Source organism: Streptomyces sp. NPDC042002, assembly GCF_055588305.1.
The window spans coordinates 464829-488323 of record NZ_JBVJCT010000003.1 but is presented as its reverse complement, the minus strand read 5'-3'; the positions used below and the strand labels follow the sequence as shown (position 1 = coordinate 488323).

At 71.1% G+C, this 23495-nt stretch carries 21 protein-coding genes and 1 pseudogene; 13 read left to right on the top strand and 9 right to left on the bottom strand.

What is annotated here, in order from left to right; genetic code table 11:
* Nucleotides 1-2: 2 nt before the first annotated feature.
* The 3 genes from ACZ6KY_RS07535 to ACZ6KY_RS07525 all read right to left on the bottom strand — a co-directional run bounded on the left by ACZ6KY_RS07535 (nucleotide 3) and on the right by ACZ6KY_RS07525 (nucleotide 2665).
* Nucleotides 3-1781 carry a glycosyltransferase family 2 protein gene (locus ACZ6KY_RS07535; protein WP_469309409.1) on the bottom strand — a complete coding sequence of 593 codons (1779 nt, stop codon included), beginning with the start codon at nucleotides 1779-1781 and terminating at the stop codon, nucleotides 3-5.
* 249 nt (nucleotides 1782-2030) lie between these two features.
* On the bottom strand, nucleotides 2031-2324 hold the full coding sequence (locus ACZ6KY_RS07530; protein WP_399211856.1) for an MTH1187 family thiamine-binding protein: 294 nt from the start codon (nucleotides 2322-2324) through the stop codon (nucleotides 2031-2033).
* Nucleotides 2321-2665, bottom strand: coding sequence for a DUF3817 domain-containing protein (locus ACZ6KY_RS07525; RefSeq protein WP_469309359.1), 345 nt, complete (start codon nucleotides 2663-2665; stop codon nucleotides 2321-2323). Before ACZ6KY_RS07525 ends, ACZ6KY_RS07530 begins: the two co-directional genes overlap by 4 nt.
* Nucleotides 2666-2857: 192 nt before the next feature.
* On the opposite strand from ACZ6KY_RS07525, the gene ACZ6KY_RS07520 reads away from it, so the two are divergent.
* The 4 genes from ACZ6KY_RS07520 (at nucleotide 2858) to ACZ6KY_RS07505 (ending at nucleotide 5520) form a co-directional block, all read left to right on the top strand.
* Complete coding sequence (locus ACZ6KY_RS07520; protein WP_469309408.1) at nucleotides 2858-3490, top strand: AIM24 family protein; 633 nt, start codon at nucleotides 2858-2860, stop codon at nucleotides 3488-3490.
* A gap of 1 nt (nucleotide 3491) precedes the next feature.
* A complete protein-coding gene (locus ACZ6KY_RS07515; RefSeq protein ID WP_469309407.1) occupies nucleotides 3492-4142 on the top strand; it encodes an AIM24 family protein in 651 nt (216 codons plus the stop codon).
* Nucleotides 4139-4939 (top strand): AIM24 family protein, encoded by an 801-nt coding sequence (locus tag ACZ6KY_RS07510; protein WP_469309358.1) that lies wholly within the window; start codon nucleotides 4139-4141, stop codon nucleotides 4937-4939. Before ACZ6KY_RS07515 ends, ACZ6KY_RS07510 begins: the two co-directional genes overlap by 4 nt.
* Nucleotides 4940-5043: 104 nt before the next feature.
* Nucleotides 5044-5520, top strand: coding sequence for a MarR family winged helix-turn-helix transcriptional regulator (locus ACZ6KY_RS07505; RefSeq protein WP_469309357.1), 477 nt, complete (start codon nucleotides 5044-5046; stop codon nucleotides 5518-5520).
* 62 nt (nucleotides 5521-5582) lie between these two features.
* Here the strand turns inward: ACZ6KY_RS07505 and ACZ6KY_RS07500 are convergent.
* The 3 genes and pseudogenes from ACZ6KY_RS07500 to ACZ6KY_RS07490 form a co-directional block, all read right to left on the bottom strand.
* Nucleotides 5583-6800 (bottom strand): annotated as a pseudogene (locus ACZ6KY_RS07500) (MFS transporter); the annotation flags it as partial.
* A 346-nt stretch (nucleotides 6801-7146) separates the two neighbouring features.
* Nucleotides 7147-8103, bottom strand: coding sequence for a methylmalonyl Co-A mutase-associated GTPase MeaB (gene meaB, locus ACZ6KY_RS07495; protein ID WP_469309406.1), 957 nt, complete (start codon nucleotides 8101-8103; stop codon nucleotides 7147-7149).
* 40 nt (nucleotides 8104-8143) lie between these two features.
* Nucleotides 8144-9346: an acetyl-CoA C-acetyltransferase gene (locus ACZ6KY_RS07490; protein WP_469309356.1), complete on the bottom strand. Its 1203-nt coding sequence runs from the start codon at nucleotides 9344-9346 to the stop codon at nucleotides 8144-8146.
* Between the two features lie 148 nt (nucleotides 9347-9494).
* On the opposite strand from ACZ6KY_RS07490, the gene mce reads away from it, so the two are divergent.
* The 5 genes from mce (at nucleotide 9495) to ACZ6KY_RS07465 (ending at nucleotide 17047) form a co-directional block, all read left to right on the top strand.
* The gene (gene mce / locus ACZ6KY_RS07485; RefSeq protein ID WP_261707191.1) at nucleotides 9495-9935 is read left to right on the top strand and encodes a methylmalonyl-CoA epimerase; all 441 of its coding nucleotides are present in this window, start codon (nucleotides 9495-9497) and stop codon (nucleotides 9933-9935) included.
* Between the two features lie 243 nt (nucleotides 9936-10178).
* Nucleotides 10179-14027 (top strand): polarized growth protein Scy, encoded by a 3849-nt coding sequence (scy, locus tag ACZ6KY_RS07480; protein WP_469309355.1) that lies wholly within the window; start codon nucleotides 10179-10181, stop codon nucleotides 14025-14027.
* Between the two features lie 182 nt (nucleotides 14028-14209).
* Entirely contained in the window at nucleotides 14210-15145 is a 936-nt protein-coding gene (locus ACZ6KY_RS07475; RefSeq protein ID WP_469309354.1) for a cellulose-binding protein, read from the top strand.
* Between the two features lie 136 nt (nucleotides 15146-15281).
* A complete protein-coding gene (locus tag ACZ6KY_RS07470; RefSeq protein ID WP_469309353.1) occupies nucleotides 15282-16277 on the top strand; it encodes an ABC transporter ATP-binding protein in 996 nt (331 codons plus the stop codon).
* A 2-nt stretch (nucleotides 16278-16279) separates the two neighbouring features.
* Nucleotides 16280-17047, top strand: a complete 768-nt coding sequence (locus ACZ6KY_RS07465; protein ID WP_469309352.1) for an ABC transporter permease — start codon at nucleotides 16280-16282, stop codon at nucleotides 17045-17047.
* Here ACZ6KY_RS07465 and ACZ6KY_RS07460 read toward each other — a convergent pair.
* The gene (locus ACZ6KY_RS07460; RefSeq protein WP_469309351.1) at nucleotides 17028-17441 is read right to left on the bottom strand and encodes a VOC family protein; all 414 of its coding nucleotides are present in this window, start codon (nucleotides 17439-17441) and stop codon (nucleotides 17028-17030) included. The genes ACZ6KY_RS07465 and ACZ6KY_RS07460 overlap by 20 nt on opposite strands.
* Nucleotides 17442-17534: 93 nt before the next feature.
* On the opposite strand from ACZ6KY_RS07460, the gene ACZ6KY_RS07455 reads away from it, so the two are divergent.
* Entirely contained in the window at nucleotides 17535-18524 is a 990-nt protein-coding gene (locus ACZ6KY_RS07455; protein WP_469309350.1) for a helix-turn-helix transcriptional regulator, read from the top strand.
* A 129-nt stretch (nucleotides 18525-18653) separates the two neighbouring features.
* On the opposite strand, the gene ACZ6KY_RS07450 is transcribed toward ACZ6KY_RS07455, so the two are convergent.
* Nucleotides 18654-19661, bottom strand: coding sequence for a hypothetical protein (locus ACZ6KY_RS07450; protein ID WP_469309349.1), 1008 nt, complete (start codon nucleotides 19659-19661; stop codon nucleotides 18654-18656).
* Nucleotides 19662-19867: 206 nt separating this feature from the next.
* Between ACZ6KY_RS07450 and ACZ6KY_RS07445 the strand changes: the two genes are divergently transcribed.
* From ACZ6KY_RS07445 to ACZ6KY_RS07435, 3 genes are all read left to right on the top strand, one after another.
* Nucleotides 19868-20758: a hypothetical protein gene (locus tag ACZ6KY_RS07445; protein WP_469309348.1), complete on the top strand. Its 891-nt coding sequence runs from the start codon at nucleotides 19868-19870 to the stop codon at nucleotides 20756-20758.
* A 229-nt stretch (nucleotides 20759-20987) separates the two neighbouring features.
* A complete protein-coding gene (locus ACZ6KY_RS07440; RefSeq protein WP_469309347.1) occupies nucleotides 20988-22274 on the top strand; it encodes an ABC transporter ATP-binding protein in 1287 nt (428 codons plus the stop codon).
* On the top strand, nucleotides 22271-23113 hold the full coding sequence (locus ACZ6KY_RS07435) for an ABC transporter permease (RefSeq protein ID WP_469309346.1): 843 nt from the start codon (nucleotides 22271-22273) through the stop codon (nucleotides 23111-23113). The genes ACZ6KY_RS07440 and ACZ6KY_RS07435 overlap by 4 nt, the downstream gene beginning before the upstream one ends.
* Before the next feature lie 40 nt (nucleotides 23114-23153).
* On the opposite strand, the gene ACZ6KY_RS07430 is transcribed toward ACZ6KY_RS07435, so the two are convergent.
* On the bottom strand, nucleotides 23154-23486 hold the full coding sequence (locus ACZ6KY_RS07430) for an ATP/GTP-binding protein (protein ID WP_469309345.1): 333 nt from the start codon (nucleotides 23484-23486) through the stop codon (nucleotides 23154-23156).
* Nucleotides 23487-23495 lie beyond the last annotated feature (9 nt).

The window sequence follows — 23495 nt, the reverse complement described above, 5'->3', positions numbered from 1 at the left end:
GCCTAGGTACCTCCTGTCGTGGAGCCGGTGACCGTCATGGGGCCGGCGGCGGCCGGCACCGGTTCCTTGGCGCCGGGGACCCGGGCGGGGGCGGGCGGTACGAGCGGGGTCCGGCGCTCCGCGATGCGGGTGCGGCCCCAGACCGCGACCGGCGCGAGGGCGATTCCCATGGCCAGCAGCGCCCAGGTCCGCATGGCCGCGTGGGTGTGGCCGAGGACGGCCGACGCGCCGAGCGAGACGGCGAGCAGCGCGGCCCAGCCGAGGTGGACGCGGAAGGTCAGGAGCCGGTCGGGGCTGGCGCCGCCCTTCGGGGTGACGACGAACCGGCTGGGGCGCCGGACCAGCGCCGCACCGAGCGACCTCAGATAGATGGGGGCCGACAGTGCCGACATCGCCATGCCGGCCAGGCCGCCGGATCCCTCGGGTTCGTGCGGCGAGACGTTGTGCCGCCGGTTCCACAGGTACAGGCAGATCTGGAGGGCGGCGGCATCGCCGTAGAGCATCAGCCACAGGGAGGCCGTGACCTGTGTCCCGGAGGCGCCGAACCACAGGAACAGGAAGCAACTGAGCATTCCCAGAAGCCAGTTGAGGGCTGTCATCGGGTAGTAGAGGAGCATCAGGGTGTACGAGAACAGCCGGCCGGGAGGCATGGTGAACGGTGCCTTCCAGTACTGCTTGAACAGGGTCTCGTAGGTGCCGCGCGACCAGCGCGTCTGCTGGGTGAAGAAGTCGGTCCAGGAGGAGGGGCCTTCGCCGACGGCGAGGACGTCCGGGGTGTAGACGGACCGCCAGTGCCGGCCCGTCCGGGGGTTCCTGTGCCGGTGGATCTCGAACCCGGTGGCCATGTCCTCGGTGATGGAGTCGTACAGCCCGCCGACCTGCTTGAGGGCCGCGATGCGGACGACGTTGTTGGTGCCGACGAACATGGGCGAGCCGTAGCGGTTGCCGGCGCGCTGGATCAGGGCGTGGAAGAGGAACTGCTGGGACTCGGCGGCCTTGGTGACGGGGTTCTCGTAGTTCCCGTACACCTGGGGGCCGACGACGAACGCGACGTCGGGATCACGGAAGTAGCCCATCATGCGCTCGAGGAATCCGGGCATCGGGACATGGTCGGTGTCGACGGAGGCGAAGAAGTCGTACGCGTGACCGTAAAGGGAGAGCCACGCGTTGTAGTTGCCGTGCTTGGTGCGGGCCTTGTGTCTTCCCTCGGGACGGTTCCACTCGGGCGCCCCCCTGCGGGTGAAGTGCCTCACCCCGAGCTCGGCGCACAGGGCCCTGGCCTGTTCGTCGTCGCCCTCGTCGAGGAGCCAGACGTCGAGGGGACCGGTGTGGGTGAGCCGGACGGCGCCTTCGAGGGTGGCGCGGAGCGTGGCGAGGGGTTCCTTTCCCGGGACGTAGGTGGTGAGGAACGCGACCCGGGTCCCCTGCGCGGGGAGGACGGGAACGGGGTCGCGCGCGACCATCGTCGCGTGGGCGATGCTCATGACGTTGACGACCATGAACAGCTCGATCAGACCGAGGGCTATGAGCATGGTCGTGTCCAGGGCGATCAGCCAGGGTTCGCCGCCTTCGCGTTCCACCCAGTGGGTGGGCCACATGAGGCAGACGAGGAACGCGCCGGTGAGGACGGGCGCGAGGGTCATCAGCAGGACGGCGCGCACTCGGTGCGGTTCTCGCGAGAGGAGCTGGGTGTACTGCACCCGGTAGCCCGTGCCGGACGGCTGGGTCAGAGGTCCGGCGAGTCGGCTGTAGGTGTCGTAGTCGTAGCCCTCGGGCCGCACATCGCCCTCCAGTGGTGGAACGTGCCCCGTGATCGTTCTGGCTGGTACCCCCACACAAGTGGAGTTTTGACGACGTGTCGAACGGGGCGCGTCCGGTCGGGTGCGGAGGGCGTGCGAGCGGGTGGTCTTTGCCCCCGGCGTCCCGGGGGACGAAAGAACCCCGGTCCTGGGGACCGGGGTTCTCGGGCGGGGCCTGCGGGCCCCGAGGTCATGCCCGGCGTACCGACACGCCGTCATACCGCCCTGCGGTCATGCCGACAGGTGTCGCTCCACTGTCTCCACCTTGGAGGTGAGGCCGTCGGTCACACCGGGGCGGATGTCCGCCTTGAGGACGACCGAGACGCGGGGCGCGCGTTCCTCGACGACGGCGACGGCACGCTTGACGACGGCCATCACCTCGTCCCAGTCACCTTCGATCGAGGTGAACATCGCGTCGGTGCGGTTGGGCAGGCCCGACTCACGGACGACGCGGACGGCGTCGGCGACGTACTCCCCCACGTCATCGCCGACACCGAGCGGTGTCACGGAGAAGGCGACGATCATGCGTTCACGACCCCTTCCTTGCGGGCGCGGGACGCGATGACCGCGGCCTCGGTCTCGCGCTTGAGCCTGCGCTCGGCGAAGAAGCCGCCGGTGGGCAGGACGGAGAGGACGAAGTAGAGGATGCCCGTGCCGGCACTCCACCGGGCGCGGTTCCAGGCGTCCGCCCAGAAGATCACGTACAGGATGAAGAGGACACCGTGGACCGCGCCCATGACGGGTACGGCGTTGAAGTCCGTGGTCCGCTTCAGCACCGAGCAGACGAGCAGCAGCAGGAAGGAAACGGCTTCGGGGGCCGAGACCAGACGGAGCCGGCGGAGTGCGGTGGCGGTCTTTATGTCCACGGGTCACCTTCGGTGGGATTCGCTGTCGGGGGGAACACTGCCCTTGTGAACGCAAGCACAAGCGTCCCGGACATTGTGGCATCCGAAGGGCGCGATCCCGGGTCCGGGGCCCCTAGGGGGCGGCTCAGGGGTGAGATCCACCCCTGGACTCTGTCCGCGGTCCGGCGCTGCGGCTACCTTCAGGGCGTGGCGATGTTTCGACTTCAGGGCAGCAAGGTGCTGGCCGTCGACATGACCGGGGACGCCGTGAAGGCGAAGAACGGCTCCATGGTCGCGTACGACGGTCAGATGGCCTTCAAGAAGCTGAGCGGGGGCGGTGAGGGGATCCGGGGGATGGTGACCCGGCGCCTCACCGGCGAGCAGATGACGGTGATGGAGGTGAAGGGGCACGGCACGTGCTGGTTCGCGGACCGGGCCTCGGAGATCAACCTGGTGGCTCTTCAGGGGGACAAGCTGTACGTGGAGTCGAGCAATCTGCTCGCCACGGACGCGGGTCTGCGTACGGGCACGACGTTCACGGGCCTGCGCGGCGCCTCGCAGGGCAACGGTCTGTTCACGACCACCGTCGAGGGCCACGGCCAGGCGGCGATCATGTCGGACGGGGCCGCGGTGGTGCTGCGGGTCAGCGACCGGTACCCGCTGACGGTCGATCCGGGCGCGTACATCGCGCATCAGGGCAATGTGCGGCAGTCGTTGCAGTCCGGTGTGACGTTCCGCACGTTCCTCGGCGAGGGCGGTGGCGAGGCGTTCCAGATGCGCTTCGAGGGCGACGGGCTGGTCTATGTCCAGCCGAGCGAGCGCAACACGATCGCGGGGGATGTCTGACATGGCGTTCCGCGAGGTGAACTCGAAGATGGTCGAGGCGACGGTGGTGCCGGGCCAGCGGCTGTTCAGTCAGCGCGGCGCGATGCTCGCGTACAAGGGCGAGGTGTCGTTCACGCCCAACATCCAGGGCGGGCAGGGCGGTGTGATGTCGATGATCGGCCGCCGGCTGGCCAACGAGGCGACTCCCCTGATGACCGTCGAGGGTGCGGGCACGGTGCTCTTCGGGCACGGCGGCCACCACGTCCACGTGATCAGCCTCACCGGGGACACGCTGTACGTCGAGGCGGACCGGCTGCTGGCCTTCGACGGGACACTCCAGCAGGGCACGATGTTCCTGGGTTCACAGGGCGGCGTGATGGGCATGGTGCGGGGCCAGGTGACGGGCCAGGGGCTCTTCACGACCACGCTCAAGGGGCACGGCGCGGTGGCCGTCATGGCGCACGGCGGCGTCTTCGAGGTCCCGATCACCCCGCAGCGGACGGTGCACGTCGACCCGCAGGCGTACGTGGCGCACCACGGCGACGTGCGCAACAAGCTGTCCACCGCGCTCGGCTGGCGCGACATGGTGGGCCGCGGTTCGGGCGAGGCGTTCCAGCTGGAGCTGAGCGGAAGCGGTTCGGTGTACGTCCAGGCCTCTGAGGAGAAGCTGTGAGCGGGTACGGAGCCCCGGGCGGCCCGGTGATCCACGATCCGATGTCGCTGCCGGTCGACGACAACGTGAACAAGTACACCTTCTGCGTGGAGCTCAAGGGGAGCGAGTGGTTCCTGCAGAAGGGCAAGATGATCGCCTACTACGGATCGATGGAGTTCAACGGCATCGGGCACGGCCGACTTGACCGTCTTGTCCGTACGTCTTTCCATTCGCCTCTGCACGCGAGCGACTGGGTCGTGGCGCAGGGTTCGGGCAAGATGCTCCTCGCCGACCGGGCCTTCGACGTGAATTCGTACGACCTCGACGACGGCAACCTGACCATTCGCTCGGGCAACTTGCTCGCTTTTCAGCCAAGTCTCGCGCTCAAGCAGTCGATCGTGCCGGGCTTTCTGACATTGATCGGAACCGGCAAGTTCGTGGCCGCGTCGAACGGTCCGGTGGTGTTCATGGAACCCCCGATCAGGGTGGACCCGCAGGCCCTCGTCGGGTGGGCGGACTGCCCGTCCCCGTGCCACCACTACGACCATGGGTACATGACAGGCGTAATGGGCGGTCTACGTGCGATGACGGGCCTCGGAGGGGCCTCGGGCGAGGAGCACCAGTTCGAGTTCGTGGGGGCCGGCACGGTGCTGCTCCAGTCCACCGAGATCCTGATGGCGGAGCAGGTCACGGGGGCGGTCCCGCAGCAGGCCGGAGTGCCCGGCGCGGGAGGGGTGCCCGGTCAGCACGGGGGGCAAGCCGGCGCACCGCGCCTTCCCGGACAGCTGGGGGACCTCCAGCGTCGCTTCGGGCTGTGAGCGGTAGTCTGCGGAGTGTGACATCGAACGCGCATCGAACGCGTGCGCACGGTCACACAACCCCTCACTAGTTCGCCTTTCAACATTTTAGGTAGACTTCATTCATGGAGACCGAGACGGCCACGCGCTGGCTGACCGATGCGGAGCAGTGCGCCTGGCGCACCCACCTGGAGGTCAACAGGCTGTTGACGTACCAGCTCGAAAGGGACCTTCAGCCGTTCGGGCTGACGATGAACGACTACGAGATCCTGGTGAACCTCTCCGAGTCGGAGGGCGTACGCATGCGGATGAGCGACCTGGCGTCCGCCACCCTCCAGTCCAAGAGCCGCCTCTCGCACCAGATCACGCGCATGGAGAACGCGGACCTGGTGCGCCGTGAGAACTGCGAGTCCGACCGGCGAGGGCTGTACGCGGTCCTCACCGAGCACGGCATGGAGACGATGACGAAGGTCTCGCCGCATCATGTGGCGTCCGTGCGGCGGCACTTCATCGACCTGGTGTCACCCGAGGCGCTGGAGGACCTGCACAAGTCGCTGCGGCCGATCGCCGAGCACCTGCTGGGACAGCGCGGCAAGCCGTAGGACCAGCCCGGGAGTTGCGCACTTTCCGCCTCGGCGGGGCGCGCGCTCCCGGCCGCACCGTGCCCCGCGTCCGCGTCCGGACGCGGGGTCCTCGCGTTTCGCGCGCAGACCAGGGCCGCCGTCAGCGCGAGTGTCCCCGAGAGCGCGAAGCACAGCCCCAGGGGCAGCCGGCCCACCAGCAGGCCCGCGGCGGCGGCGCCCCCTGAACTCCCGGCGTTCACCGCGGTGTTGACCCAGGCTCCGGCCTGGGTGCGGAAGCCGGGCGGGGCAGCCGTGTCGGCCATCAGATAGGACGTCGTGAGAGCCGGGGCGACGAAGAAACCGGCGCAGGCGACGGCCACCGTCAGCGCCCCGAGGCCGGGGGCGAGCCCCGCGGCGAGCAGCGTGAGGCCCAGAGCGCCGGCCAGCAGCGGCAGCCGTACGCCGGGGGCCGTGCGCCAGTCGACCGCGCCGTTCAGCAGGCCGCCCAGCGCGCTGCCCAGCGACAGCGCGGCGAGCACCCAGGCCACCACGCCCGAGCCGTGGTGGTGCTGCCCGGCGAACGCCATGACCAGGAGGTCGACGGCGCCCAGCGACAGTCCGACGCCGAACGCGACCACGACGGGCTGGGCGAGGGCCCGTCCGCCGCGCCACCGGCGTCCGCCGCGCGCCGCGTTCACCGCGGCCGGACGGACGCCCGCCACCACCGGGGAGAGGACGAACGCCAGGGTTCCCGACCACACCAGCAGGGCGCTCAGCACGACCGCCGCGGCAGGCGGCGCCGCCTGGACGACCGCGCCGACGAGCAGCGGTCCGGAGACGAAGAGGATCTCCTCGACGACACCGTCGAGGCTGTAGGCGCGCCGCAACAGCCTTTCGTCCTGGACCACTTCGCCCCACACGGCGCGCATCGTGGGGCCGAGGGGCGGTGTACAGGCCCCCGCGGCGACGGCCAGCGCGCCGATCGCCGCGGCCGGTGCGCCGGGCCGCCAGGCCGTGGCCGCGAAAGCCGTGAGCAGGCCCGCGTAGAGCGAGGCCATGGGGATCAGGGCACGGCGGGCGCCGTACCGGTCGATCAGCGCCGCCCGCGCGGGCGACAGGAACACGCTCATCGCGCCGAACAGCGCCATGACCGTGCCGGCCACGGCGTACGACCCGGTGGCGCGGGTGGCGGTGAGCATCATGGCCAGGGAGACCACGCCGTACGACAGGCGGCCGGTCATGGCCGCCGCGAAGGTGCGGCGGGCGTGGGGAACGCGGAAGAGCGCGGCGTAGGACGGCCGCGAAGGTGACGCAGACATGGGTGGAGTTCCTCAACAGCGAGGCGGGACAGGGGTCGCCGGAGTGCCGCGACGCCGCAGCCACGGTGCTGCGTTCACGTCGCGGGCCTGGGCGCGCCCTATGCCAAGAGGAGGAACATGCCGTCCAACGTAACAGCGGCCACGCGAAGTCGACCACGGATTTCCCCGGCCACGGGGCCCAGGTCCACACCACCACGTGGTGCCGCACGGCGCGTGCCGTGCGGCATCACACCGTGCTGCGTCACATCGCGCCGGGGCGTATCGGGCCGCCTCCGGCCGGAAGTGCGCGCGGTGGCTCCGGAGTGTGTGCCCCGAGCGGGGACACCCGGTGGCGCCGCGCTCGTGCTCAGGTTTCCTTCAGGCCCTCGATCAGGGTGTCGGCGGCTCGGTAGGCGTCCAGTTCGCCCGCGACGATGCGCTCCGCGAGGACGCTCAGGCGGCGGTCGCCGTGGAGGTCGCCGATGCGCCGGCGCAGGGCGGTGACGGCGATCGTCTCGACCTCCTGGGACGCCCGGGCGAGCCGGCGCTCGGCCAGCACGCCGTGCTCCTCCATCCACGCCCGGTGCTTCTCCAGGGCCTCCACGACCTCGTCGATGCCCTCGCCGCGCGCGGCGACGGTCTTGACGATCGGCGGGCGCCAGTCCCCGGGGCCGCGGGACTCACCGAGGCTGAGCATGTGGTTGAGCTCGCGGGCGGTGGCGTCGGCGCCGTCGCGGTCGGCCTTGTTGACGACGTACACGTCGCCGATCTCCAGGATTCCCGCCTTGGCGGCCTGGATGCCGTCGCCCATGCCGGGGGCCAGCAGCACCACCGAGGTGTCCGCCTGGGAGGCGATCTCGACCTCCGACTGGCCGACGCCGACGGTCTCCACCAGGATCACGTCGCAGCCCGCCGCGTCCAGGACGCGGATCGCCTGGGGGGCCGACCAGGCCAGTCCGCCCAGGTGGCCGCGCGTCGCCATCGAGCGGATGTAGACGCCCGGGTCCGAGGCGTGGTCGGACATCCGGACGCGGTCACCGAGGAGCGCGCCCCCGGAGAACGGCGAGGACGGGTCGACGGCGAGGACACCGACCCGCTTGCCCTGCCGCCGGTAGGCCGTCACCAGCGCCGACGTCGAGGTCGACTTGCCGACGCCGGGCGAGCCGGTGAGGCCCACCACGTACGCGTTGCCGGTCAGCGGGGCCAGCGCGGCCATGACCTCACGGAGCTGTGGTGCCGCTCCCTCCACGAGGGAGATCAGCCGGGCCACCGCCCGCGGCCGTCCTTCCCTGGCCTGGGTCACCAGCGAGGAGACGTCCTGCATCACAGCTCCGTTCACGAGAGGTCGGTCGGTCGAACGCGGGTCAGGCCTTGGCCACCCGCACGATCAGCGCGTCGCCCTGACCACCGCCACCGCACAGGGCGGCCGCGCCCACGCCGCCGCCGCGCCGCTTCAGTTCGAGGGCGAGGTGCAGCACGAGCCGGGCGCCGGACATGCCGATCGGGTGACCGAGGGCGATGGCGCCGCCGTTGACGTTCACCATTTCCGTGGACACCCCGAGGTCCTTCATTGACTGGACCGCGACCGCCGCGAAGGCCTCGTTGATCTCGATCAGGTCGAGGTCCCCGACCTCCAGGCCCTCCTTCTTCAGGGCGTGCAGGATCGCGTTCGAGGGCTGCGACTGAAGGGAGTTGTCCGGCCCCGCCACATTGCCGTGCGCGCCGATCTCCGCGATCCACTCGAGACCCAGCTCCAGCGCCTTGGCCTTGCTCATCACGACCACGGCGGCGGCGCCGTCCGAGATCTGGGAGGCGCTGCCGGCGGTGATGGTGCCGTCCTTGGCGAAGGCGGGGCGCAGCCTGCCGAGCGACTCGGCGGTCGTCTCGGCGCGGATGCCCTCGTCCTTGCTGAAGACGACGGGCTCGCCCTTGCGCTGCGGGATCTCGACAGGTGTGATCTCCGCCTCGAAGAGGCCGTTCTTCTGGGCGGCGGCCGCGCGCTGGTGGGAGAGGGCGGCGATCTCGTCCTGCGCCGGGCGCTGGATCCCGAGGCGGGTGTTGTGCTTCTCCGTCGACTCGCCCATGGCGATGCCCTCGAAGGCGTCCGTCAGACCGTCGTACGCCATGGCGTCGAGCATCTCGATGGCGCCGTACTTGTAGCCCTCGCGGGACTTCGGGAGCAGGTGCGGGGCGTTCGTCATGGACTCCTGGCCGCCGGCGACGACGATGTCGAACTCGCCGGCGCGGATCAGCTGGTCCGCGAGGGCGATGGCGTCGAGGCCGGAGAGACACACCTTGTTGATGGTGAGGGCCGGGACGCTCATCGGGATGCCCGCCTTGACGGCGGCCTGGCGTGCCGGGATCTGCCCTGCCCCGGCCTGGAGCACCTGGCCCATGATCACGTACTGCACCTGGTCGCCGCCGATGCCCGCACGGTCGAGGGCGGCCTTGATCGCGAAGCCTCCGAGGTCGGCCCCGGAGAAGGACTTCAGCGAGCCCAGCAACCGTCCCATGGGCGTTCGGGCGCCCGCGACGATCACCGAGGTACTGCTGTTCGTTCCAGACATGAGGTGCGATCCCCTTACCGGCTTGCACAGCCGAGGAGTGAACGAGGGTTTACTGAGAATGTACTGAGCGGTAGGCCACCCGTCATCCGGCCCGCAGTGTGATCGCGCGCACGTTGCGTAACCACGCCGGGAGCGCTGCACTGACTCCATGCTGACGCGAATCGACCACATCGGGATCGCCTGTTTCGACCTCGACGCCACTGTCGAGTTCTACCGTGCGACGTACGGCTTCGAAGTCTTCCACTCCGAGATCAACGAGGAGCAGGGCGTCCGGGAGGCCATGCTCAAGATCAACGAGACGTCCGACGGCGGCGCCTCCTACCTCCAGCTGCTCGAACCGACCCGCGAGGACTCGGCCGTGGGCAAGTGGCTGGCCAAGAACGGGGAGGGCGTGCATCACATCGCCTTCGGCACCGCGGACGTCGACGGTGACGCCGCGGACATCCGGAACAAGGGCGTCCGAGTGCTCTACGACGAGCCCCGGACCGGGTCCATGGGGTCCCGGATCACCTTCCTCCACCCCAAGGATTGCCACGGAGTACTGACAGAACTGGTCACTTCGGCGGCGGTTGAGTCAGCCGAGCACTGACCTCCGTATATCTGGGCCGGTAGGGTTGGGCTCGGCCGTCGCCTTTCGCGGGGGACGGCCGTGGTCCCGGCGCCTTCCGGCGAGCGGGACCAAGGGCCGGGGTCCAGGTTTCGGGGGGCGAGCGTCGGGGCAGCAGCCCGTGCTCCGCCGTTGATCTGACACCATTCCCCGGGGGCCCCGTTCGGCGGAAGAACGGTGCTCGTTCGGATTTACTTGCGACCAGGGGACGGATGGGACCGCGCAGTGCGGGGCTACGAACGCCAGGAGCGAGAGCCGGCGGCTGACGTCGACCACCTCTCTCGGTTCGAGGCCGAGATGGAACGGCTGAAGACCGAGCGGGAGAAGGCCGTCCAGCACGCCGAGGACCTCGGCTATCAGGTCGAGGTGCTGCGCGCCAAGCTGCATGAGGCGCGCCGCAGTCTGGCGACCCGTCCTGCCTACGACGGGGCCGACATCGGCTATCAGGCCGAGCAGATGCTCCGTAATGCCCAGATGCAGGCCGACCAGCTGCGCGTCGACGCCGAGCGCGAGATCAGCCAGGCCCGGGCGCAGACCCAGCGCATCCTCCAGGAGCACGCCGAGCAGGCCGCCCGGCTCCAGGCGGAGCTGCACCAGGAGGCGGTCACCCGCCGCCAGCAGCTCGACCAGGAGCTGGCCGAGCGCCGGCAGACCGTCGAATCGCACGTCAACGAGAACGTGGCGTGGGCTGAGCAGCTGCGCGCCCGCTCCGAGTCCCAGGCCCGCCGTCTCCTGGACGAGTCGCGCGCCGAGGCCGAGCAGGCGCTCGCCGCGGCCCGCGCGGAGGCCGAGCGGGTCGCAGCCGAGGCGCGCCAGCGGCTCACCAACGACGCCGAGGCGACCCGCGCCGAGGCCGAGGCGCTGCTGCGCCGGGCCCGCACGGACGCCGAGCGGCTGCTGAACGCGGCGTCGACGCAGGCCCAGGAGGCCACCGACCACGCCGAGCAGCTGCGCAGCTCCACGGCGAACGAGTCGGACAACGCCCGCCGCCAGGCCACCGAGCTGAGCCGGGCCGCCGAGCAGCGCATGAGCGCCGCCGAGACGGCGCTGCGCGAGGCGCAGGCCGAGGCGGACAAGGTTCTGGCCGAGGCCAAGGAAGCCGCGGCCAAGACGGTCGCCGGCGCCGAGTCGGTCAACGAGCAGCGCACGCGGACGGCGAAGGAGCAGGTCGCCCGGCTGGTCAGCGAGGCCACCAAGGAGGCCGAGACCACCAAGTCCGAGGCCGAGCAGCTCGTCGCCGACGCCCGTACGAAGGCCGAGACGATCGTCGCCGAGGCCGAGGACAGCGCCCGCAGTCTCACCGCCGAGGAGACCGCCTCCCAGCTCGCCAAGGCCGCCCGTACGGCCGAGGACGTGCTCAACCGCGCGTCCGACGAGGCCAAGAGGACCACGAAGGCGGCGGCCGAGGAGGCCGAGCGGATCCGCACCGAGGCGGAGACCGAGGCCGACCGGCTGCGCGCCGAGGCGCACGACATCGCCGCGCAGCTCAAGGGCACGGCGAAGGACGACACCAAGGAGTACCGCGCCAAGACGGTCGAGCTCCAGGAGGAGGCGCGCCGGCTGCGCGGTGACGCCGAGCAGCTGCGTTCGGACGCGGTCGCCGAGGGCGAGCGCATCCGCGCCGAGGCCCGGCGCGAGGCCGTCCAGCAGATCGAGGAGGCGGCACGGACCGCCGAGGAGCTGCTCGGCAAGGCGAAGGCGGACGCGGACGAGCTGCGCCAGGCCGCCACGGCCGACAGCGAGAAGGTCCGCACCGAGGCCATCGAGCGCGCCACCACTCTGCGCCGGCAGGCCGAGGAGACGCTGGAGCGGACCCGCGCCGAGGCAGACCGGCACCGCGCGGACGCCGTCGAGCAGGCCGAGTCGATCGCGGCCGACGCGGAGCGGGCCGCCGAGCGGCAGCGCGAGGAGACCGAGCGGGCCATAGCGGCACGTCAGGCCGAGGCCGCCGAGGGTCTTGCCCGGCTGCACACGGAGGCCGAGGAGCGTCTGACCGCCGCCGAGCAGGCGCTGACGGACGCGCGTGCGGAGGCCGAGCGGATCCGTCGCGAGGCCGCCGAGGAGACCGACCGGCTGCGTTCGGAGGCCGCCGAGCGGATCCGTACGCTCCAGGCGCAGGCCGAGACGGAGGCCGACCGGCTGCGCGACGAGGCCGCGGGAGACGCGTCCGCGTCCCGGGCCGAGGGCGAGGCCATCGCCGTACGGCTGCGTTCGGAGGCCGCGGCGGAGGCCGAGCGGCTGAAGTCGGAGGCCCAGGACAGCGCCGACCGGGTGCGGAGCGAGGCGCAGGCCGCGGCCGAGCGGCTGGCGACCGAGGGTGCCGAGACGCTGGCCGCCGCCCAGGAGGAGGCCGCCCGGCGTCGCCGCGAGGCCGAGGAGACCCTCGGTTCGGCGCGCCAGGAAGCCGACCAGGAGCGTGAGCGGGCCCGCGAGCAGAGCGAGGAACTGCTCGCCTCCGCGCGCAAGCGCGTCGAGGAGGCCCAGACCGAGGCCGTACGGCTGGTCGAGGAGGCGGACCGGCGCGCGACCGAGATGGTCTCCAACGCCGAGCAGACCGCGCAGCAGGTGCGGGACTCGGTGGCGGGGCTGCACGAGCAGGCCCAGGAGGAGATCACCGGGCTGCGCTCGGCCGCCGAGCACGTGGCGGACCGTACGCGCACCGAGGCGCAGGAGGAGGCGGACCGGGTCCGCGCCGACGCTTACGCCGAGCGCGAGCGGGCGTCCGAGGACGCGGCACGGGTACGGCGCGAGGCGAGCGAGGCGTCGGAGGCCGCGAGCGCCCTCGCGGAGCGCACGGTCGCGGAGGCGATCGCCGAGGCGGAGCGGATGCGTTCGGACGCGGCCGACCACGCCCAGCGGGTGCGCACCGAGGTGTCGGACTCCATCGCGAACGCCGACCAGGACGCCGCGCGCACCCGCGCGGACGCCCGGGAGGACGCGAACCGGATCCGTTCGGACGCGGCGGCGCAGGTGGACACGCTCATCACCGAGGCGACGGCGGAGGCCGAACGGCTCGGGATCGAGACCGCGGCCGAGGCCGAGCGGGTACGCGCCGAGGCGGTGGCCAAGGCCGAGAAGCTCATCTCGGACGCGACCGGTGACGCGGAGCGGCTGCGTGCCGAGGCCTCCGACGCGGTCGGTTCCGCGCAGCAGCACTCCGAGCGGATCCGCACCGAGGCCGAGCGCTTCAAGGCGCGGGCTACGGAGGAGGCCGAGCGGCGCACGGCGTCGGCGCGCGAGGAGGCCGAGCGCACGCTGGACGCGGCCCGCCAGGAAGCCAACAAGCGGCGCTCCGAGGCGGCCGAGCAGGTCGACACGCTCATCACCGAGACGGCGTCCGAGGCGGACAAGCTGCTCGCCGAGGCGCAGCAGAGCGCGCAGAAGACGACGGCGGACGCCGAGTCGCAGGCCGACACGATGGTCGGCGTGGCGCGGGGCGAGGCCGAGCGGCTCGTCTCGGAGGCGACCGTCGAGGGCAACACCCGCGTGGAGCGGGCCCGTACGGACGCGGACGAGCTGCTGATCGGCGCGCGCCGGGACGCCACGGCGATCCGGGAGCGCGCCGAGGAGCTGCGCGACCGCGTCACGTCCGAGATCGAGGATCTGCACGAGCGGGCCCGCCGTGAGTCGTCCGAGGCGATGAAGAACGCGGGCGACCGGTGCGACGCGCTCATCAAGGCCGCCGAGGACCAGCTCGCCGAGGCCGACGCGAAGGCGAAGGATCTGGTGTCGGAGGCGAACTCCGAGGCGAGCAAGGTCCGTATCGCCGCCGTTCGGAAGGCCGAGGGGCTCCTGAAGGAGGCCGAGCAGAAGAAGTCCTCGCTCGTCGCCGAGGCCGAGAAGATCAGGTCCGAGGCCATCCAGGAGGCGAAGGCCGCCGTCGAGGAGGGCAAGCGCGACCTGGAGGTCCTGGTCCGCCGGCGTGAGGACATCAACACGGAGATCTCCCGTGTCCAGGACGTCCTGGAAGCGTTGGAGTCTTTCGAGGCGCCAACGGGTGGCAAGGACGGCGGGGTGAAGGCGGGTGCCGCAGCGGGGGCTACCCGTTCGGGCGGCAAGGCGTCGGAGAGCTAGCCGGAAGCATCGATTCCGGGCTTTGTGGGACGTTTGTCACAGGTTCTGGCAAGCCATCCGACAGCTAGCCACCCAAAAGGAGTGTCATTCTCCAGATCAAACACGTATCCGCTCGATGACACACCGCATTGCCCCCTAGGATTCCACCTATCACCTCACCGGTCTCATTCGACAGGAACCCCATGAGCGACACTTCCCCCTACGGCTTCGAGCTTGTGCGGCGTGGATACGACCGCGCTCAGGTGGACGAACGCATCTCGAAGCTCGTCTCCGACCGTGACAGCGCTCTGGCCCGTATCACCGCCCTTGAAAAGCGCATCGAGGAACTCCATCTCGAAACGCAGAACGCCCAGGCCCAGGTAAGCGACGCGGAACCGTCGTACGCGGGTCTCGGTGCGCGCGTCGAGAAGATCCTCCGCCTCGCCGAGGAGGAGGCCAAGGACCTGCGCGAGGAGGCCCGTCGCGCGTCCGAGCAGCACCGCGAGCTCGCCGAGTCGGCGGCTCAGCAGGTGCGCAACGACGCGGAATCGTTCGCCGCGGACCGCAAGTCCAAGGCGGAGGACGAGGGCGTCCGGATCGTCGAGAAGGCCAAGAGCGACTCCTCGCAGCTGCGCTCCGAGGCGCAGAAGGACGCGCAGTCCAAGCGCGAGGAGGCGGACGCCCTCTTCGAGGAGACCCGCGCGAAGGCCGCCCAGGCCGCCGCCGACTTCGAGACGAACCTGGCCAAGCGCCGCGAGCAGTCCGAGCGTGACCTGGCGTCGCGTCAGGCCAAGGCCGAGAAGCGCCTCGCGGAGATCGAGCACCGCGCGGAGCAGCTCCGCCTGGAGGCCGAGAAGCTGCGCACGGACGCCGAGCGCCGCGCCCGCCAGACGGTGGAGACGGCTCAGCGCCAGGCCGAGGACATCGTGGCCGACGCGAACGCCAAGGCCGACCGCATCCGCTCGGAATCCGAGCGCGAGCTGGCCGCCCTCACCAACCGCCGCGACTCGATCAACGCGCAGCTCACGAACGTCCGCGAGATGCTCGCGACGCTCACGGGCGCCGCGGTGGCCGCCGCCACCGGCCCGGCCGAGGACGAGCCGATCACCCGCGGGGTTCCGGCCCAGCAGTCCCGGTGACCGCACGGCAGTTCCGGTAACCGCACGGCACGACACCAGGGCCCGTTCCCTCTCCCGAGGGCGCGGGCCTTGTCGTGTCCGCGAGGGTGTCCTCGCTCAAGTGGCAGGCGCCCGGGGGCCGTCTTAGCGTGGCCGCATGATCGAGCTCGAGGGGCTGACCAAGCGGTACGGCGAGAAGGTGGCGGTCAACAACCTCACCTTCGCCGTCAGACCGGGCATCGTGACCGGCTTCCTCGGTCCCAACGGTGCCGGGAAGTCCACGACGATGCGGATGATGCTCGGGCTCGACCGTCCCACCGCGGGCGACGTACGGATCGACGGACAGCACTACGACCATCTCAAGGACCCCCTGAAGTACATCGGCGCCCTGCTCGACGCCCAGGCCATGCACGGCGGCCGCAGTGCCTTCAACCATCTGCTCTGCCTCGCCCAGAGCAACGGCATCCCGAAGGCGCGCGTGCACGAGGTCCTCGACACCGTCGGTCTCACCGCGGTCGCCCGGAAGAAGGCGAAGGGGTTCTCGCTGGGCATGGGCCAGCGGCTCGGCATCGCGGGCGCCCTCCTCGGCGACCCGCGGATCCTGATGTTCGACGAGCCGGTCAACGGCCTCGACCCCGAGGGCATCCACTGGATCCGCAACCTGATGAAATCACTCGCCGCACAGGGCCGTACGGTCTTCGTCTCCTCGCACCTCATGAGCGAGATGGCGCTGACCGCCGACCACCTCGTCGTCATCGGCCAGGGCAGACTGCTCGCCGACACCTCAATGGCCGACTTCATCCAGCAGAACTCGCGCTCGTACGTCCGGATCCGCTCCCCGCAGCGCGAGCGGCTGCTCGATGTGCTCCAGGGCGCGGGGATCACCGTCGTCCGGACGGGCAGCGGCGCCCTCGAAGTGGACGACGGGAAGCCGGAGCACATCGGCGAGCTGGCCGCGCGGCACCAGATCGTGCTGCATGAGCTGAGCCCTCAGCAGGCCTCGCTGGAAGAGGCGTTCATGCAGCTGACCGCGGAGTCGGTGGAGTACCACGCGCACACCGACGCCCCGGGTCCGCAGAGCCTGCCCAGCTCGTCGAGCCCGCCGAGCGCGCCCCCCGCCCCGCAATGGGGCGGCGACTGGAAGAAGGACTGACCATGGCGGCCACCCAGGTCCTCAAGTCCGAGTGGACCAAGATCCGGTCCGTGTCGTCCACGGTGTGGACGCTGAGTCTCGCCGCGGTCGTCACGATCGCCCTGGGCATCCTCATCTCGCTCCTCTCCAACAACGAGTGGGACAACATGAGCGCGCGGGACCGGCTCACCTTCGACCCGACGTTCATCAGCTTCGCGGGCATGACGCTCGGTCAGCTCGCGATGATCGTGTTCGGGGTGCTCGTCGTCGGCAACGAATACAGCACCGGCATGATCCGCACCTCGCTCGCGGCGGTTCCGCAGCGCGGCACGTTCCTCTTCAGCAAGGTCGCGGTGGCGGCCGGACTCGCCCTCGTCGTCGGCATGGTCACCAGCTTCATCACGTTCTTCGTGGGCCAGGCCGCGCTCGGCACGCACAAGGCGTCGATCAGCGATCCGGGGGTGCTGCGCGCGGTGATCGGCGGGGGGCTCTACATGACGCTCATCGCCGTCTTCTCGATGGGCGTCGCGGCGATGCTGCGCAGTCCGATGCTCTCGCTCGGCATCCTGATGCCGTTCTTCTTCCTGATCTCCAACATCCTGGGAGCCGTGTCCGCCACGAAGAGGGTCGGCCGCTACCTCCCCGACCAGGCCGGCAGCAGAATCCTCCGGGTGGTGACGCCCCTCGACGACACCCCCTACGGGCCCTGGGGCGGCCTCGGCATCATGATGCTGTGGGTGGCCGCGGCCCTGCTCGGCGGCTACGCGCTGCTCAAGAGGCGGGACGCGTAGGGGCGAACTTCCGGATCGCCTCAGGGGTGACGGGGGTGAAGAAGTTGACGAGGTTGCCGTCGGGGTCGCGGAACAGCAGCGAGCGGTTGCCCCAGGGCATGGTGGTGGGCTCCTTGACGACGTCGGTGACGAAGGCGGTCAGGTTCGCGTGGACCCGGTCCACGTCGTCGACCAGGAACTCGATGATCACACTGTGATTGTCGGCCGGGCGGGAAGAGCCCGGCGCGAACAGCGGGACGGTGCGGGTGCCGGCGATGGCGAGGGTGGCGCCGGGGGTCTCGAGTTCGGCGAAGTCCTCGGTGGACCAGGTGGCCGGCAGTCCGGTGACCTTCTCGTAGAACTCGACGAGGCGGGCGACGTCGCCGGTGATGACCCGGATCGAGACGAGGTTCATGACGTTCTCCCTGGAGTCGTGATGTCGTTGCCCTTCGCACGCTAGGACAGATAGTGGACAGAATCGGTCCACTATTCGCGTTAGAGTCGGTCCGTGTCCCGACCCACCGGCCGCGTGCTCACCCTGCTGGAGCTGTTGCAGTCGGGCGGCACCCGGACCATGGCCGAACTCGCCGACCGGCTCGGCGTCGACAGACGCACCGTGCGCCGGTACGTGGACCATCTGATCGACCTCGATGTGCCGGTCGAGGCGGTACGCGGCCGCTACGGCGGTTACCGCCTCTCCCCCGGCTACCGGCTGCCTCCCCTGATGCTGGGCGAGGACGAGGCGATCGCCGTGCTGCTCGGTCTGGTCGCCGGCCGCCGGGCGGGGCTGACGACGACGAACACCACCGCGGGCGAGACGGCGGCGGCGAAGATCCGGCGGGTACTGCCCGAGCGCCTCGCCCGCCGGCTGGACACGGTCCTGGAGTCCCTCGCCTTCACGGAACCGGCCGACGCGTTCGCCGCCCCCGACGCGGAGGTCCTGCTCACCATGGCCGACGCGGTACGTCACCGCCGGCCGGTCTCCTTCAGGTACACCGACCGCGGCGGGCGGCGCGGCGACCGCACGCTGCGTCCGTACGGGGTCGTGGCCCACGCGGGCAAGTGGTACGTCACCGGCACCGACCCCGAAGCCGGTGAGGACCGGACGTTCCGGCTCGACCGCGTCACCGGCGCGCGGACCCTGTCCGGGTCGTTCGAGGCGGTCGCCGGGCCGGACCCGGCGCAGCGTGTGCTGTCCGGGTTCGCCACGGCGGCGTACCGGCACGAGGTGACCCTGCGGATCGACGGGACGGTCGAGCAGATCCGCGCCCGGCTTCCCGCGAGCGTCGCGAGCGTGGAGGACCCTGCGTCCCCGCCGGGCACGGAACCCGCGAGCGGGCGCTGGCTGGTCGTCGGCCTGCGGGTGGAGCGGCTCGACTGGCTGCCTCCGGTGCTCGCCGCCCTCGACCTGCCGTTCGTCATCGAGCGGCCCGCGGAACTGCGCGACCTCGTCGTCGCGTTCGCGGAGCGCTTCGCGACCCGCGCGCACGGAGCCTGACGGCCGGGTCGGCCTCCCCCGCGGGCGCGCGACGCCAACGGCGACCGGGGGCACCGGGGCGACCGGGACCACCGGGGGCACCGAACCGGTGCGCCGGGGTGGCACGCCCGGGCGGGCTCGTGCCCGCGTCTAGGCGGGCTCGTCCCCGTCCGGCCGGGGGCCGATCAGCCCGTCGAAGTCGGACCACCCCTCCCAGCGCCACACGTCCTTGTCGAAGTCCGGCTGGAGCGGCACGAAGCGGCCCAGCTCGAAGTCCCCGGCCTCCAGGTCGAACCAGCGCTCGTCGGCGACCTCGGTGCCGAGCCCGACCGTCCGCGCGGTCAGCCGGACGAGAAGCTTCACCCCGGACGAGCCGGTCAGGTCCTTGCCCTGGATCCTGCGGAACGGCAGTTCGGCCACCGGCGCCTCGACCGGTATCCACACCGTGAAGGGCGCCCCGCGTTCGACCGCGAGCCAGCTCCGCTCGTCGGCCGGCTCGCCCTTCGCGTCCAGGACCTTCAGCCACTGCTTGTAGATGACGAGGCTGCCGTCGTGCGGGGAGAGTTCCAGATAGCGCAGATGGGCGCGGGCCCGCAGGTCGACGACCGACAGATTGTCGAAGCGGTTGTAGAAGCGGACGGCGATGATGGCGTCGTCGCTGCCGGCGTTCCGTCGCGAGTAGCCCGGGAAGTCGGCGGTCCAGGCGTGCGAGATGCTGGCCCGGCGCCGCCAGACGAAGGGCCGCAGCGCGAACAGCTTGACCAGGACGATGCCGAGCAGCACCGCCGGTACCAGCGCGCCGGTCACGGAGGCGACCGTGGCGAGCAACTGGTGCGCGGTGCTGTCCGGTTCGGGGCTGAGGTTGTCGGTGCCGACGCAGGCCCGCAGCACGGCCAGACTCAGGTCCACGAGCCGCCCCTCGTCCGAGAACCGGTCCGCCATCGAACGCGGCGACCGCTCGGTCAGCGTCCACGCCGCCGCCAGGACCACCGAGAGTCCGGCCAGCGCGCCCAGCGCCATCAGCAGCAGCGCGTGGACGGTGCGTCCCGCGATCCACCAGCGAACGGACGTACGAAAAAGCGGATGTGCCGACCCCCGCCCCGATCGGCCGGCCCGTCCCACCGCGCGCCTCACCGCGCGTCCCACCTCGTGTCTCATCGGCCTCAACTCGCCTCCCCCGTAACCTACTTCGCCCTCACTCGTACAATTGGGACGGCATCATTCCCGGTGCCGGTTCAGGCCAACCCCGCCCAGCCGGGGAGACCGGGTCCCGCGCCGGGTACATCTCATACGAAGGCCCGGGTACATCCCGCGTGAAAGGCTGTGCCCGCATGCGCGCGACTCCACCCCCGAAGGGCGTCACCGTGACGACGAAGGACCGAAGCCTGAAGGCGCTGGGCCTGGCCGACGTGCCCGCGAAGAAGCCGCTCACCTATCCCGGCCGGCCCACCACCGAGCCGTCCCTGCTGACCGGCGGCGAGCTGCTCCAGCTGGACGTCCGGCCGCTGCGGCTCGGCGAGTGGTACGTCGAGGAGCGCCAGGAGCAGCAGCGACTGGACGAGGCCCTCGCCGACCTGGGCCAGGTGGGCACCGGGCTGCGCCACCCCGTCATCGCCGTCGGCTCGAACGCCTCCCCCGGGCAGGTCGCCCACAAGCTGACCCGGCTGGGCATCCAGGCGACGGTGCCGATGGTTCCGGTGCGGGTGCGCGGAGTCGCCGTGGGCTGCTCCGGGCACATCAGCCCGGCGGGTTACGTGGCCGGGACGCCGTACGTGGACCGGACCGCCGAGTCGACGCTCGTGGTGACCTGGCTGGACTCCGCACAGCTCAAGGCCGTCGACGACACCGAGTTCCCGGACTACCGGCGGGCCATACTCCCCGGCGACGAGTTCACGATGACGATGCCCTCGGGGGAACGGCTCGGCGGCGCGTACATCTACTTCAGCGCGCACGGCGTGCTCGCCGAGCCGGAGACCGGGCGGCCCCGCCGGGGCGGCGGCGACCAGTCCGCGCTGCTCGCCGCCCTGCTCGCCGGCTCCGCGCGCCTGCGGGGACTGCTCGGGCCCGACCCCGCGGCCTGGGTGCGCCGCGCGGGGGCCGACCGGTCGCTGCGCGAGGCGGGCACGCTGATCTTCGGCGAGGAGGGCTGGGTGCTGCCGCAGACCGACTTCCTGCCGTACCTCGACGAATCGGCCGAACTGCGGCTGTACGACGACCTGCCGCCGCTGGACGATTCGCTGCCCGAGGGGCTCTGAGAATTCCCCACCGACCGGGCGGGCGCGGATTCCCTTTTTCCCGCCTGACCAGGAAAGACGGGTACCTGACAGGACACCCGTACGAAACGTCGCCCTCTACTGGATCTTTCACCAGCTAATGGGCACGACTTTACTTTCTCTTGAGTGGAACCACCCGCGCCCGGATATCCTCCTAAGCCTTACGGGGGCGTGCGCCCCGACGTCCTGAACCTTTCGATGGGTGCGGAGAATGATCGAGGCAGTCGGCCTGACGAAGCGCTACGGCGCCAAGACAGCCGTGTACAACCTTTCCTTCCAGGTCCGGCCGGGTGCCGTCACCGGTTTCCTCGGGCCCAACGGCTCGGGCAAGTCGACGACGATGCGCATGATCCTCGGCCTCGACAACCCCTCCTCCGGGCAGGTGACGATCGGCGGCTTCCCCTACCGCAAGCTGCCGAACGCCCCCCGCCAGGTCGGCGCGCTCCTCGACGCCAAGGCCGTGCACGGTGGCCGGAGCGCCCGCAGCCACCTGCTGAGCCTGGCCCAGCTGTCGGGCATCCCGGCCCGCCGCGTGGACGAGGTCCTCGGTGTCGTCGGTCTCCAGGACGTGGCGCGAAAGCGCTCCAAGGGCTTCTCGCTCGGCATGGGCCAGCGCCTCGGCATCGCCGCCGCGCTCCTCGGCGACCCCCAGGTGCTGCTCTTCGACGAGCCGGTCAACGGTCTCGACCCCGAGGGCATCCTCTGGGTGCGCAACCTGATGAAGTCCCTCGCGGCGGAGGGCCGTACGGTCTTCGTCTCCTCGCACCTCATGAGCGAGATGGCGCTGACCGCCGACCACCTCATCGTGATCGGCCGCGGCCAGCTCCTCGCCGACCAGAACATCAAGGACTTCATCTCGCACAACTCGGCCGACTTCGCCCGGGTGCGCACCCCCGACACCGAGCCGCAGCAGCGCGAGAAGCTGACCGCCGCGCTGACCGAGGCGGGCGGCCAGGTGCTGCCCGAGCAGGACGGCGCGCTGCGCGTCACCGGGCTGCCGCTCCCCCGCATCAGCGACCTCGCGCACTCCTCCGACGTCCGCCTGTGGGAGCTGTCGCCGCACCAGGCCTCTCTGGAGGAGGCGTACATGCGGATGACGCAGGGCGCCGTCGACTACCGCTCGACCATCGACCAGAAGGCCGGGCTCCAGCAGCAGCTGCCGCCGGGCGCCATGCCCCCGCCGCAGCTGCCGGTCGCGGGCCAGGGCCAGCCCGGCTGGTACGCGCCGCCGCCGCCCCAGCAGGGCGGGCAGCCCTTCGCCCTGCCGCAGGGCGGCCCGTACGGCGCCCCTGTCGCCCCCGGCGCGGGCGGTCCCGGCCCGTACGGCGCTCCTCCCGTCGTCGCCGGCGCCACGGACGTCAACCCGTACGCCCAGGCTCCCCAGGCCCCCGCGGGCCCCCCGGCGCCCGCCCCCGCGTCGGCGCCCGCGCCCGCGCCCACACCCGAGCCCGCGCCCGCGCGCGCCGCCGACCTGACCAAGCCCGAGGACGCCCGATGAGCACGCCCCAGCACCCGCTGCCGCAGCAGGCCGCCGCCCCCAACTGGCAGGCGGCGCCCGGCACTTCGTACACCTCACCGATCCCCGTCACCCCCACCCACCTCGGGCACGCGCTCAACTCCGAGTGGACGAAGATCAAGTCGGTGCGTTCCACGATGTGGACGCTCGGCACCTTCCTGCTCCTGGTGATCGGCATCGGCTTCCTGGTCGCCGCGCAGACCACGCAAGAAGACTTCAAGGACACGCCGTACACGATCCCCGCGTTCTTCGGACTGATGCTCGGACAGATCTGCCTGCTCACGCTGGGCGTGCTCGTGGTCTCCTCCGAGTACGGCACGGGCATGATCCGTACGACCTTCACGGCCTCGCCGCAGCGGTACCGGGTGCTCGCCGCGAAGATGATCATCTTCTTCGCGGTCGCGTACGCCGTCTCGGCCTTCGCGATCGGGCTGGTCGGCCTGTTCACCGCGGGAATGCACAACGGCGACTCCCAGGTCCCGTGGGGCGGGACCGTCCTGATGGCCTCGCTGTACGTCTCGCTGCTCGGCGTGCTCGCGCTCGCGGTGGGCTCGATGCTGCGTCACTCGGCGGGCGCGATCACCACGATGCTCGGTGTCGTGCTGCTGCCCTCGATCATGCCCGCGTTCCTGATGATGTCCGACAGCCTGCGGACGTTCGGCGAGAAGATGCAGGAGTACGCCGCCCCCAACGCGCTCGCCAAGATCTTCCGGCTGGGCAACGAGAACAGTCACGGCGGCGCGCAGCTCGGCCTGCTCGCCGCGGTGACGGCGGCGGCGGTCATCGGCGCCTTCGTGCTCCTGGAGCGCCGGGACGTGTGACGGCCGCGCCCGTCCGACAGGCCGGACCGTCCGAAGTCGCCTAGAACCTGGGCGCGTTACGGGACCGCTGCACCCGCGAGGTGCGGCGGTCCTTCGCGTTCCAGCAGGCCTTGTGCCAGTGCCGCCGCTCGTCGACGCCCGAGTGCTCCGGCCAGGCCACCACATGCGGGACCCCGGACGGGATCAACTGGTCGCAGCCGGGGCAGCGATAGGTCTTGCCCTGCGCGCTCGCGCCCGCCACATGGCGCACGCTCCACTCCTCGCCCCGCCAGCTCTCCGTGGACTGCCAGCCGCCGTAGCGGTCCGACGCGTCCTCCTCGGGGCTCCTGCCGGACGAGCCGGCGTCCTTCGGACGGTTGCGACGCGGGGACAAGGGACACCT

Excerpts from the sequence above, each read along its gene's own strand:
- ACZ6KY_RS07450 (WP_469309349.1), bottom strand. The coding sequence starts at position 19,661 with ATGAGACACGAGGTGGGACGCGCGGTGAGGCGCGCGGTGGGACGGGCC.
- ACZ6KY_RS07440 (WP_469309347.1), top strand. The coding sequence starts at position 20,988 with ATGATCGAGGCAGTCGGCCTGACGAAGCGCTACGGCGCCAAGACAGCC.
- ACZ6KY_RS07470 (WP_469309353.1), top strand. The coding sequence starts at position 15,282 with ATGATCGAGCTCGAGGGGCTGACCAAGCGGTACGGCGAGAAGGTGGCG.
- mce (WP_261707191.1), top strand. The coding sequence starts at position 9,495 with ATGCTGACGCGAATCGACCACATCGGGATCGCCTGTTTCGACCTCGAC.
- ACZ6KY_RS07465 (WP_469309352.1), top strand. The coding sequence starts at position 16,280 with ATGGCGGCCACCCAGGTCCTCAAGTCCGAGTGGACCAAGATCCGGTCC.
- ACZ6KY_RS07530 (WP_399211856.1), bottom strand. The coding sequence starts at position 2,324 with ATGATCGTCGCCTTCTCCGTGACACCGCTCGGTGTCGGCGATGACGTG.
- meaB (WP_469309406.1), bottom strand. The coding sequence starts at position 8,103 with ATGCAGGACGTCTCCTCGCTGGTGACCCAGGCCAGGGAAGGACGGCCG.
- ACZ6KY_RS07505 (WP_469309357.1), top strand. The coding sequence starts at position 5,044 with ATGGAGACCGAGACGGCCACGCGCTGGCTGACCGATGCGGAGCAGTGC.
- ACZ6KY_RS07515 (WP_469309407.1), top strand. The coding sequence starts at position 3,492 with ATGGCGTTCCGCGAGGTGAACTCGAAGATGGTCGAGGCGACGGTGGTG.
- ACZ6KY_RS07490 (WP_469309356.1), bottom strand. The coding sequence starts at position 9,346 with ATGTCTGGAACGAACAGCAGTACCTCGGTGATCGTCGCGGGCGCCCGA.
- ACZ6KY_RS07435 (WP_469309346.1), top strand. The coding sequence starts at position 22,271 with ATGAGCACGCCCCAGCACCCGCTGCCGCAGCAGGCCGCCGCCCCCAAC.
- ACZ6KY_RS07475 (WP_469309354.1), top strand. The coding sequence starts at position 14,210 with ATGAGCGACACTTCCCCCTACGGCTTCGAGCTTGTGCGGCGTGGATAC.
- ACZ6KY_RS07460 (WP_469309351.1), bottom strand. The coding sequence starts at position 17,441 with ATGAACCTCGTCTCGATCCGGGTCATCACCGGCGACGTCGCCCGCCTC.
- ACZ6KY_RS07520 (WP_469309408.1), top strand. The coding sequence starts at position 2,858 with ATGTTTCGACTTCAGGGCAGCAAGGTGCTGGCCGTCGACATGACCGGG.